Source organism: Streptomyces sp. NPDC026672 (genome assembly GCF_040638185.1).
Taxonomy (GTDB): Bacteria; Actinomycetota; Actinomycetes; order Streptomycetales; family Streptomycetaceae; genus Streptomyces.
In genome coordinates, this window is the sequence record NZ_JBEZXS010000090.1 from 1 (window position 1) to 10,894 (window position 10,894).

The 10,894-nt window shown below is 71.9% G+C and carries 12 protein-coding genes; 4 read left to right on the plus strand and 8 right to left on the minus strand.

From position 1 onward, the window contains the following. Window positions 1–12 precede the first annotated feature (12 nt). Window positions 13–117, plus strand: a complete 105-nt coding sequence (locus tag AB0F77_RS42585; protein WP_361960077.1) for a heme-binding protein — start codon at window positions 13–15, stop codon at window positions 115–117. A gap of 102 nt (window positions 118–219) precedes the next feature. Beyond that, window positions 220–1,029: an alpha/beta hydrolase gene (locus tag AB0F77_RS42590; protein WP_361960044.1), complete on the plus strand. Its 810-nt coding sequence runs from the start codon at window positions 220–222 to the stop codon at window positions 1,027–1,029. Window positions 1,030–1,063: 34 nt separating this feature from the next. Here AB0F77_RS42590 and AB0F77_RS42595 read toward each other — a convergent pair whose 3' ends face one another. Beyond that, complete coding sequence (locus AB0F77_RS42595; protein ID WP_361960047.1) at window positions 1,064–1,804, minus strand: aquaporin; 741 nt, start codon at window positions 1,802–1,804, stop codon at window positions 1,064–1,066. A 218-nt stretch (window positions 1,805–2,022) separates the two neighbouring features. On the opposite strand from AB0F77_RS42595, the gene AB0F77_RS42600 reads away from it, so the two are divergent. Continuing rightward, window positions 2,023–2,499, plus strand: a complete 477-nt coding sequence (locus tag AB0F77_RS42600) for a MarR family transcriptional regulator (protein WP_361960050.1) — start codon at window positions 2,023–2,025, stop codon at window positions 2,497–2,499. Window positions 2,500–2,669: 170 nt separating this feature from the next. On the opposite strand, the gene AB0F77_RS42605 is transcribed toward AB0F77_RS42600, so the two are convergent. The 7 genes from AB0F77_RS42605 to AB0F77_RS42635 all read right to left on the minus strand — a co-directional run bounded on the left by AB0F77_RS42605 (window position 2,670) and on the right by AB0F77_RS42635 (window position 9,775). Next, a complete protein-coding gene (locus AB0F77_RS42605; RefSeq protein WP_361960053.1) occupies window positions 2,670–3,560 on the minus strand; it encodes a TauD/TfdA family dioxygenase in 891 nt (296 codons plus the stop codon). Window positions 3,561–3,573: 13 nt separating this feature from the next. Next, a complete protein-coding gene (locus AB0F77_RS42610) occupies window positions 3,574–4,917 on the minus strand; it encodes an LLM class flavin-dependent oxidoreductase (RefSeq protein WP_361960056.1) in 1,344 nt (447 codons plus the stop codon). Then, window positions 4,914–5,648 (minus strand): ABC transporter ATP-binding protein, encoded by a 735-nt coding sequence (locus AB0F77_RS42615; protein ID WP_361960059.1) that lies wholly within the window; start codon window positions 5,646–5,648, stop codon window positions 4,914–4,916. The genes AB0F77_RS42610 and AB0F77_RS42615 overlap by 4 nt, the downstream gene beginning before the upstream one ends. Further along, on the minus strand, window positions 5,624–6,472 hold the full coding sequence (locus AB0F77_RS42620; protein ID WP_361960062.1) for an ABC transporter permease: 849 nt from the start codon (window positions 6,470–6,472) through the stop codon (window positions 5,624–5,626). Before AB0F77_RS42620 ends, AB0F77_RS42615 begins: the two co-directional genes overlap by 25 nt. Continuing rightward, complete coding sequence (locus AB0F77_RS42625) at window positions 6,469–7,536, minus strand: ABC transporter substrate-binding protein (RefSeq protein ID WP_361960065.1); 1,068 nt, start codon at window positions 7,534–7,536, stop codon at window positions 6,469–6,471. The genes AB0F77_RS42620 and AB0F77_RS42625 overlap by 4 nt, the downstream gene beginning before the upstream one ends. A gap of 237 nt (window positions 7,537–7,773) precedes the next feature. Next, window positions 7,774–8,973, minus strand: coding sequence for an ROK family protein (locus AB0F77_RS42630; RefSeq protein WP_361960068.1), 1,200 nt, complete (start codon window positions 8,971–8,973; stop codon window positions 7,774–7,776). A gap of 532 nt (window positions 8,974–9,505) precedes the next feature. Continuing rightward, window positions 9,506–9,775 (minus strand): hypothetical protein, encoded by a 270-nt coding sequence (locus AB0F77_RS42635; RefSeq protein WP_361960071.1) that lies wholly within the window; start codon window positions 9,773–9,775, stop codon window positions 9,506–9,508. 254 nt (window positions 9,776–10,029) lie between these two features. On the opposite strand from AB0F77_RS42635, the gene AB0F77_RS42640 reads away from it, so the two are divergent. Continuing rightward, window positions 10,030–10,776, plus strand: coding sequence for a DUF1775 domain-containing protein (locus AB0F77_RS42640; RefSeq protein WP_361960074.1), 747 nt, complete (start codon window positions 10,030–10,032; stop codon window positions 10,774–10,776). Window positions 10,777–10,894: the final 118 nt, after the last annotated feature.

The window sequence follows — 10,894 nt, forward strand, 5'->3', positions numbered from 1 at the left end:
GGCGGCGTCCCCATCACCCTCGACGGCCACATCATCGGCGGCATCGGCGTCTCCGGCGCCCCCACCGGCGAACTCGACGCCGACTTCGCCAACGCTGCCCTCAACACCCTCAACTGACCCACCGTCGCATCACCCGGTGCCGCCCGGCCGTCACACCGGCCGGGCGGCACCGTCACGACGACCGACGGCAGCGCCGACGACATGGAGAGGAGAACAGCGATGGAGTTCCTGGAGACGGAGGACGCGAAGATCGCGTACACGGACACGGGGAAGGGCGACCCCGTGCTGCTTCTGCACGGTTCGTTCTCGGCGGACTGGTTCTCGCCCGTGGCCGACCACCTCACCGAGGACGGGCACCGGGTACTGCGCGTCCACCGGGCCGGCTACGGGCGGAGCCTGGACCTGGTGGGCGGGGTGAGCGTGGGGGCGCACGCCCGTCACGCGGCCGAGGTGCTGGAGGCGACGGGTGCCGGGCCCGTGGATGTGGTCGGACACTCCTCGGGCGCCGACGTCGCCCTGCAACTCGCCCTCGCCCGGCCCGATCTCGTGCGCTCCCTCGTCCTGTTGGAGGCCGCCTTCCCCTACGCGCCGGACGAGCCCAAGAGTCCGGCCATGCCTTTGGCGATCCAGGCCGCGCGTGAAGGGAACTTCGAGGCCGCGTTCGACCTGTTCCTCGCCGGGGTGAGCGGGGAGGGCTTCCGTGAGGTGTTCGTGCGCCAGCTCGGTGAGGACGGACTGCGGGAGGCCGTCGCGAGCAGCCGGTACTTCTTCACCGCCGAGGCCGGCGCGCTCTCCTCGTGGCCCTTCGGCGCCGCCGAGGCGGCCACCGTCGAGGTGCCCGTGCTGCTCGTCGTGGGCGGGGAGGGCGAACGGCTCGGCACACCGCACCGGGCGCGCAGCGCCCAGCTCGCCTCCTGGCTGCCGCGGTCCGAGACCCGGATCGTGCCGGGTGTGAGCCACGCGATGCCGCTGGAGCGACCACGGTTGATCGCCGAGGTCGTCGAGGAGTTCCTGGCGTCGCACCGGTGAGCACGGCATGCCCGCGCGGCGGACCGGAGGAGGGTCAGGCGGAGGCCGGGGCGACGGAGGTGTCACGGCGGGTGCGCAGGGCGCGGTGGAGCACACCCACCAGGGCACCGGCCACGACCGGGGAGAGCATGTACGTCCAGAGGTGGTCGTACTGCCCGGACAGCAGCGCGGGGCCGAAGGCGCGGGCCGGATTGATGCTCGCACCGGTGACCGGACCGAGCGAGGCGACGACCACCCCCACGCCGACGGCGATGACGGCGGGGACGAGGACGTGCAGCCGGGGACGGATCATGACCAGGGCGACGGCGGCGAGGACCGCGGCCAGCGCGGCGGTCTCGATGAGGAACAGCGCCACCGGCCCGGTCTCCGGCGCGGGCGCCACCGCGGCGTAGCCGATGGTGGTGACGGGGTCCCCCCACAGCAGTCGGGCCAGTCCGGGGCCCGCCACGGATCCGGCGAGCTGTGCGACGACGTACGGCACGACGGCCCGTCCGGGAAACAGGCCGTCCGCCCAGAGGAACACGGTGACTCCGGGGTTGAAGTGGCCGCCGGAGGCACGGCCGGTGGGCGCGTACATGAGCGCGCCGAGCAGCAGGGCGACCAGCGCTCCCGCCGTGGCGAACATGAGGCGGGGCGTGCCGATCGCGAGCGGTGAGTCCGGCAGGGCGAACAGGCGCACCATGCTGACGACACCGGCGAACAGCACGGCGGTGGAGACGAACTCGTAGCAGGCGTGTCGGGCGAGCTCTGCGCGGCCTTGAACAGATGAAGCCATGGCGGTCCTCGGGAGTTGGGCCGGACGGCGAGGGACTTTCCGCTACCCGGAGTCCGATGTTTTTCGCTCAGTGAACTTTTGTTCACCCTTGGCGAGCCCGAGTCTGGGGCGCCCACCGCTGCCTGTCAACACTCGGCGCACGGATCCGCACGACGGTGGTTAAAATTGGAACCATGGGAGCGGTGCCACGGAGGGCTGCGGGAGCTGAAGGGATGCCGGTGAGCGACGACACGAAATGGCTGAATGAGGACGAGCTCACGGCGTGGAGGAACTTCCTGCTGGTGAACACGCTGATCGAGCGCCAGGTCGAGCAGCAGCTGAAGGACGACGCGAGGCTGTCCCACCAGCAGTACGAGGTCCTCAGCCGGCTCGCGGACGCGCCGGACCGGGAGCTGCGGATGACGGTGCTGGCCGACGTCGCCCTCACGTCCAAGAGCGGTCTGACGTATCAGGTGACGCAGTTGGAGAAGGCCGGTCTCGTGCGCCGCCGCTCCTGTGACGGCGACGACCGCGGGGTCGTCGCCTCACTCACGGAGGAGGGCATGCAGAAGGTGCGCACCGCCGCACCGGGGCACGCGGGTCTCGTCCGCGAGCTGTTCCTCGACAGCCTCTCCGACGAGGAGTTCGACGGCCTCAGCAAGGGCCTGAACACCCTCGTCGCCCGACTGACCGGCCCCGCGACCCCCGCTTCCTGACCGGCCGATGCGACGATTCCGGTCCCGGCGGAGCGATTGCCGCCGGGCGGTGCCTCGTGGCGGTGTGCGAGACGCCCGGCGGGCGGCCTCCCCACCCGAGGGGAGAGACCGCCCGCCATCCGGACATTCGCCGCACGGGCCGCACGGGCCGCACGGGCCGTGCGGTACGGCTACGCGGCGACCGGGGTGTAGTGGGAGGCGTCGCCCTCGATCGTGTGGCTCTCCTTGCCCTCGACCCCGACCGGGACGTCACCGGCGACGGTCACCCGGTGCAGCCGGCGCGGCCGGTCGTCGTAGTTGTCGACGGCGTAGTGCTGGGTGATGCGGTTGTCGAACAGGACCAGTTGGTCCGGGGACCAGCGCCAGCGCAGCACGTTCTCGGGGCGGGTGACGTACGACTGGAGCAGGTCCAGGATCTTGCGGGACTCCCCCACCGACAGGCCGACGATCCGCTGCGCGAACCCGCCGATGAACAGCCCGCGTTCGCCGGTGAGGGGGTGGACGCGGACCACCGGGTGGACGGTGCGGTACGTGATCGAGGTGAACTGGGCGCGGTGGGCGGCCCTTTCCTGGTCGACGTCCTCGTCCGGCACCGCGTAGTCGTAGTCGTTGGTGTGCTCGGCCCACAGGGTGTCCGCGAGGCGACGCAGCGGTTCGGGCAGGTCGCGGTAGGCGGCTGCCGAGCTGGCGATGAGGGTTTCGCCGCCGTACGGCGGGATCGTGATGCTGCGCAGGGAGGTGGCCTGCGGCGGGTTGAGGACGAAGGTCACGTCCGTGTGCCAGTGGTTGGCGCGGCCCCGCTCGCTGTCCACGGGCAGCACGTTCGGGGCGCCCTCGACCGCGCCGACCGTCGGGTGGGCGGTGGTGAGGTCGCCGAAGTGGCGGACGAATTCCTGCTGGCCGGTGTCGTCGAGGTTCCCGGCGTCGAAGACGAGCGCCTTGTGGACGTTCAGGGCCTCGCGGACGGCGACGACCTGCTCCGGCGCGAGCGGCCGGGTGATGTCGACACCGGAGACCCGGGCGCCGATGCGTGCGGTGACCTTGGTGACTTCGAGGGACATGGCGGGTTTCCTCTCAGGAGACTCGGACGAGGGCGGGGCCGAGGTACTGGTTGGCGGGGCGCGGAAGGCCGTAGCGGTCGCGCAGGGTCCGGCGGGGGCCGTACTCCGTGCGGAACAGTCCGCGGGCGCGCAGGATCGGGACGACGTGGTCGACGAAGGCCGTGAGGCCGGAGGGCAGCACCGGGGGCATGATGTTGAAGCCGTCGGCCGCGCCCTGGGTGAACCAGCTCTCGATCCGGTCGGCGACCTGCTCGGGCGTCCCGGCGAAGGTGGAGTGCCCGCGCCCGCCGCCGAGCCGCCCGATCAGCTGCCGTACGGTGAGCCGCTCGCGCCGGGCCAGCTCCACGACGAGGGTGTAACGGCTCTTGGCGCCCTCGACGGCCGACTCCGGCGGCAGGTCGGCGGGCAGTGGGGCGTCCAGTTCCAGGGACCCGGGCTCCCGTTGGAGCAGGCTCTCCAGCCGCCGTACGCCGTGCTCGTGGACGATGTGGTCCTCCAGGACCTGCTCGGCGGCGCGTGCCTCGGCCTCCGTCGAGCCGATCACCGGGACGATGCCGGGCAGCACCTTGATGTGCTCGGGGTTCCTTCCGGCCCGCCGCGTACGGGACTTGAGGTCCCTGTAGAAGGTCTGTCCGTCGGCGAGGGTCTGCTGGGCGGTGAACACGGCCTCCGCGTACCGGGCGGCGAAGTCCTTGCCGTCGTCCGACGAGCCCGCCTGCACGAGCAGCGGGTAACCCTGCGGTGAGCGCGGCACGTTGAGCGCGCCCGCGACACTGAAGTACGTCCCCCTGTGCCGGGGCGGATGGATCTTGGCGTCGTCGCCCCAGACGCCGGACGCCTTGTCGGCGACGACCGCGTCGTCCTCCCAGCTGTCCCAGAGCTTGAGCGCGACGTCGAGGAACTCGGCGGCGCGGGCGTACCGCTCGGCGTGCGCGGGCTCGGCGTCGAGGCCGAAGTTGCGGGCGGCCTCGGCACCCGCGGTGGTGACGATGTTCCAGCCCGCCCGGCCGCCGCTGATGATGTCGAGCGAGGCGAACTTGCGGGCCAGGTTGTACGGGGAGTTGTAGGAGGTGGAGGCGGTGGCGATCAGACCGATGTGTTCGGTGGCCGTCGCCAGGGCGGTGAGCAGGGTCAGCGGTTCCAGGGCGCCGGCCGGGCGCTGGGCGAGGTCGCTCCACAGCTGGGGGCCGTCCGCCAGGAACAGCGAGTCGAAGGTGCCGCGCTCCGCGGTCCGGGCCAGGTCGACGTGGTGCGCGAGGTCGACATGGGCGTACGGGTCGCTCTCCGGCAGCCGCCACGACGCCTCGTGGTGACCGGTGTTCATCAGGAACGCGTTGAGGTGGAGCCGGCGGGTCATGCGTGGTCCTCCGTCACCCCGAGGGCGGCGAGGAGCCGCTCCCGGTACTCGCCCAGCACCGGCTCGCGGTAGGAGCGCGGATGGGGGCGGTCGATGGTCAGGTCGAGGCCGATGCGGCCCCGGTCGAGGACGAGGACCCGGTCGGCGAGCACGATCGCCTCGTCCACGTCGTGGGTGACGAGCAGCACCGAGGGGCGGTGGCGCTGCCACAGGTCCCGCAGGAGGTTGTGCATCTTGATGCGGGTGAGCGCGTCGAGGGCACCGAACGGCTCGTCGGCCAGCAGCAGTTCGGGCTCGCGGACCAGGGAGCGGGCGAGCGCCGCGCGTTGTGCCTCGCCGCCGGACAGCTCACCCGGCCAGGCCCGCTCGCGGCCCCCGAGGCCCACCTCTTCGAGGGCGGCCCGTCCGCGGGCCCCGGCGTCCTTGCCGTCCAGGCCGAGCAGGACGTTGTCCAGGACGCGGCGCCAGGGCAGCAGCCGGGAGTCCTGGAAGACCACCGACACCCGCTGGGGCGCGGACAGTTCACCGCCGCCCGCGACGCCGTGGTCGAGCCCGGCCACCGCACGCAGCAGCGTGCTCTTGCCGGAGCCGCTGTGTCCGAGCAGGGCCGTGAACTGGCCGGGCGGCAGGTCGAGGTCGATGCCGTCGAGGACGGTGCGCGCGTCGAACGACCGGGTCAGGCCCCGCAGTCGTACGGCCGGGCGGGTCAGTTGCCGAGTGTGCGGCGCCATGACAGCACCCTCCGTTCGACGAGCCGGACCACGCTGTCGGAGACCAGGCCGAAGACGCCGTAGATCAGCAGGCCGACGAGGATCACGTCCGTCTGGCCGTAGTTCTGGGCCTGGAACATCATGTAGCCGAGACCGCTGGTGGCATTGATCTGCTCCAGGACCACGAGTCCCAGCCAGGAGCCGGTCACCCCGAGCCGCAGGCCGACGAAGAAGCCGGGCAGGGCGCCGGGAATCACGATCTGCCGGACGAAGCCGAACCTCGACAGGCCCTGTACCTCGGCAAGTTCGACATAGCGGCTGTCGATGCCGGACAGCGCGGCGTGCGTGTTGAGATAGACGGGGATGTAGACGACGATCGCGATGATGGCGACCTTGAAGGTCTCGCCGATGCCCAGCCAGAGGATGAACAGCGGGATCAGACCCAGCGTCGGGATCGCCCGGTTGAGCTGTACGGTCCCGTCGATCAGCGCCTCACCGACGCGGCTGAGCCCCGAGGCCAGCGCCAGCAGCACACCGGCGGTCAGCCCGAGCGCGAAACCGTACGCGGCCCTCCGCAGCGAGGTCAGCACATCGGTGGGCAGGGTGCCGTCCGTCCACAGCCGGCCGGCGGTCCTCAGGACCGTCCAGGGCGCCGGGATCGCGCCGGGGTCGAGTTGTCCGGCGGCGGAGGCGATCGCCCACAGCGCGGCGAACAGGAGCGGCCCGACGAGCCGGGCTGCGGGCAGCCGCCGGCCCGGGGAGAGGCGGCGTCGTCTGCGGACCCGGTGCTCCCCCTCCTCGGGGACGACGGGCGCCGTGCTCACGGTGGTCGTCACGGCCGTCACCTCCGGTACTCCGTGGGTACGGCCGCGGCGGCGATGCCCTCGAAGCGGCGGTCGAAGAGCGGGGAGACGTCGAACTTCTTCACGAAGCCGCCCTCGGCGAGCAGGTCCGCCGTCTCCTGCTCCCACTTGATCGCCTCGTCCCAACGGGGCGGGAACAGCGGCTTGTTGGCGAGATCGCTGATCGACTTCGCCTGTGCGAGGGTCAGGTTCTGCGTCCCCACGTAGAACTCCTCGTTCCAGATGCCGGGGTTCTCGTACTGCCAGACCTGGCCCTTGGCCCACTGCGGGACGTACGCGGCGATCGCGGCCGCCTTCGCCCGGTCGTCGAGCACGGACTGCGGCGCCCAGAGCAGATTGAGCAGGTCGACGACGTCGGTGTCGATCGTGCGGGCGCCCTTGGCCGCGTACTGTTTCAGATACGCCGGGGCCTGGCTGTTGGCGAGCGGCGCCACGTCGACCTGGCCGGACTGCAGTGCGGTGAGGAACTGGTTGCTGGTCAGCGGGATCAGCCTCACGTCGTCGTAGGCGAGCCCCGCGCTCTTCAACGCCCGCAGCAGGACGACGCCCTGGGCCTGTCCCTGGGAGAATGCCAGCCGCTTGCCCTTGAAGTCCTCGACGGTGCGGATGCCGCTGCCGGGCTTGGTGGCGAAGAGGTAGTTGGGCTTACGGGTGATGTCGATCGCGACGATCTTGGCGTCGTAGCCCTGGAAGTGCGCCTGGATCGGCGGGATGCCCGCGTTGTTGGCGAGGTCCAGGGAATTCGCCCGGAACGCGTTGATGACGTCGGGTCCCGCTCCGATGTTCAGCCAATTCGACACCGTGAACGGCAATTCGGGCAGTTTCGCCAGCTTGAACTGGAGTTGCTGGACGTTCTGGTAGGAGGCGATCTTCAGGCTGGTGCCGGCCGGCACCTTGGCCGCGAGCGGCGCGGACGAGGCGCCCGTGGTGTCGGCGGCGGCGCTGCCGCCCGCGCAGCCGCTCAGTCCGGCCACGGTGGCGGAGGCGCCCAGGAGCGAGGTGAGGAAGAGACGGCGGTCGATTCCGGAAGCAGGAGGAGAAGGCATGAGGGAACTCCACGATTTCCAACGGCGTGCAGGGGTCGGGCGGGGAATGAGGGCATACGGAATTCCACGGGGTGGCCACGCCTGGAGGGAGGACGAACCACGGGAGAAGGGGGAATCCACGCAGCGGGAGATACGCGCTCCGGGCGCGTCAACTCGTCAGCAACAAAGAGTGCGACAGCTCATGAACAGGATGCTCCTGGTCAGCGGCGATCCCTGTCAATATTCCGAGTTTCTGAATTAAATAGCCTCAGGTGACGCGCCGAGCGGATCGCGGTACAGCACATCCAGAACCACCGATCCGCCCGCCACCGCGAGCACCGAGTCCGGAAAGCTCGTGGGAACGACATGGGTGGCACGCTCCGCGCCGACCGCCTCCCGCAAGGCGGCGAGGCAGTCCTCCCGGTGGATGACACCCACCTCGGTGACGACCACGGACTCCGGATTGAGGATGTCGAGCAGCAGCCCCGCCGCGCGCCCGGTCATCCGGGACCGCTCCACCAGCAGCCGTGCGGCCATCCGGTCGCCGGACGCCGCCGCGGCCACCACACCCATCGGATGCGTGGCGTCGACGACGCCCGCCTCCCGGGCCCGTCGGCACAACGTCCGTTCACTCAGCTCCACTTGGAGGCACCCGGTCCGTCCGCACGCACAGGTCTCGATGCCGCCCGGCAGCGGCAGATGCGCGATGGCTCCCGCCTGCGAGCGGGGACCGTAGTGCACCTCGTCGTGGGTGGCGAACGCCGCGTCGACCATGTTGCCGACGAACAGATGCAGCACGCTCCGGCTGCCGCGCACCCTTCCGAAGAGCCGCTCCCCGTTGACCAACGCCCGTGCGTGCCCGTCCACATGGACCGGCAGGCCGGTACGCGCGCCGAGCACCTCGCGCACCGCCACGTCCCGCCAGCCCAGCAACGGGTGTTCGACGATCGTCCCGGAGTCCCGGTCCACCCATCCCCCGGCCGCCACACCGACCCCCAGGGCACGTCTGCCGCGGGCCTCGTCGAGCAGTGCGGCGAGCCCGTCGCCGGCGCGCGCCAGCACCCACGCGGGATCGGTCCGCACATGCTCCGTCCGACGCCGCGCCACCACCCGCCCCCGCAGATCGAGCAGTGCGACGGTGGTGTGGGGAACGGCCACATGGACCCCACCGACGAGGAACCGTGAGTCATCCAGGTCGACGGGCACATGGGGTCGCCCCACACCGCCCGACCGCCGGGGCGCGGACGCCTCACGGATCAGGCCGAGTTCCGTGAAGCGGGCGCAGTGGTCCGTCAGGGAGGCCGGGGAGAGCCCGGTCAGCCGGGCGATGGTGCTGCGCGCCACCGGCCCGTGCTCCAGCACGGAGCGCAGGACGACGCTGGCGTTGGTGCGCCGCCGGTCGCGGTCGGCGACGCGGGGCACGGACGAGGTGAGCAGGGATGCCGCGGTACGGGGCATGGATGACCGTCCTCGGGAACGGGGCCGACACGTCTCGGAGAAGGAGGCGTGCCGGAGCCCGCCCCTATACCGGGCGGCGACAGGTGGCCGTGCCCTGGCGTCGCAGGTCGACATAGCGACGCGACGTGAGGTTCCGGGCCTGGGCATCCATGAGCCGAAGCTAGCAAACGGCTCCCGCGCTGCCCAGACGGCGACCAACGGGCGAGACGGCGAACGGGACGGGTGCCGGACGGAGGGCGCCGGTGAGCTGCCGTGCCGGCAAGCCGTGGCCGGCCCGGCGGAATCCGCGGGAGCTGAACACCCCTGCCCCACCCGACGTATACGACGAGGTGACCGGGCACGACGGCGGTGGCGCAGCAGGCCGGGCCGGCCACACGAGTACGTGTGTGCGGGCCGGTCTGTTCGCCGTGCTCGGAACCGTGCTCGCCACGTTCGGACACCACTCCGTCGCCCGGACGACCGTGCCGTGGCAGCTGATCGGCGCGGCGATCGCGGTCCAGTTCGTGGCCGTGTGGCCACTGGCCCGCCGTCGCTACTCCCCCGTCGCCACGGTCGTGTTCACCCTCGGTGCGCAGGGTCTGCTGCACCTGGCGCTGTCGTACGCGGACGGTGACGTGCCGGGCGGGACGCCCGGCCACACGATGCCCATGGGGCACACCGCGGCGATGTCCGGGGACGGGCACACCTGGCACCACAGCGGGACGGCGATGACAACCGTGCACACGGTCGCCGCCCTGGTGGTGGCCTGGCTGCTGCACCGCGCCGACGCGCGGACGACGGCGGCCCTCGGCGCGATGCGCACGCTGGGCCGGGCGGCCGTGAACGTCCTGGCACGGATGCTGCCGCACCCCGTCGTCCGGTGCGGCGCGGGGTCGTCGCGGCCGCCCGTCCGGCCGGTGTCCGCGGCCGACGACCGTACAGCCCCACAGGAAGAGGTGCTGGAGCACGCGGTGGTGCGCAGGGGCCCACCTCGACGGGAGAGAGCCCGCTCCGTCACCGGGTCCGGTGTCCGCCGGTCCGGATCTTCCCGTACCACCGAGGAGTTCCCCTGTGTCCATGTCCATGTCCATGGCCATGTCCATGCGTCCATTCGCCCGTACGACCCGTCGCGCCGCGCTCGTCGGCGCCGCCGCCCTGACGGCCGCCCTCGCCCTGGCCGGCCCCGCCTTCGCGCACGCCGAGGTCGAGGCCGACACCCCGCGGGCCCTGGCCACCGACGTCACCCTCACCTTCGTCTGCGAAGCCGAGTCCGCCTCCGCGGGCTTCAACCAGGTGCGTGTGGTCCTGCCCGAGGGCATCGCCCCTGGGGACGTGACCCTCGGCGACGCGCCCAAGGGCTGGAAGCTGACCACGGCGAGTGACGGTTACACCGTCGCGGGGCCGGCCCTGAAGCAGGGTGTCGACGCCGAGCACAGCATCAAGGTCAAGCAGCTCCCGAACGCCAGGGAACTCGCCTTCAAGACCGTCGAGACCTACAGCGACGGCGAGATCTCCCGCTGGATCGAACTGCCCTCCGGGGGCAAGGAGCCGGAGCAGCCCGCGCCGATCCTGAAGCTGAAGGCCGCGGCACCGGGGGCCGCCACGCTCGCCCCCAGCAGCCCCAGCCCCAGCATGAGCGCGACGCCGGCTCCGGCGCCCTCGGTCACCGCGTCGGACACGGCTCCGGCGTCGACCCCCGCGGCCGACGAGGCCGACGGCGGCGTCCCGGCAGGGGTGGTCGTCGCCGGGGTCGCGGTGGTGGTCGTCGTCGGCGGCGGGGCGTGGTGGCTGGTCAGGCGCCGCTCGTCGACGTCCGGGAGCTGATCGGACTCCCGGCCGGCCCGCCGCCGCGCGGCGGGCCGGCGACACGCGGCCGTCGCCGGACGTGGGCCTCAGGAGGGTGGGGCCGTGGGAACCGGGCCGCCGGGGCGGTGACCCGACC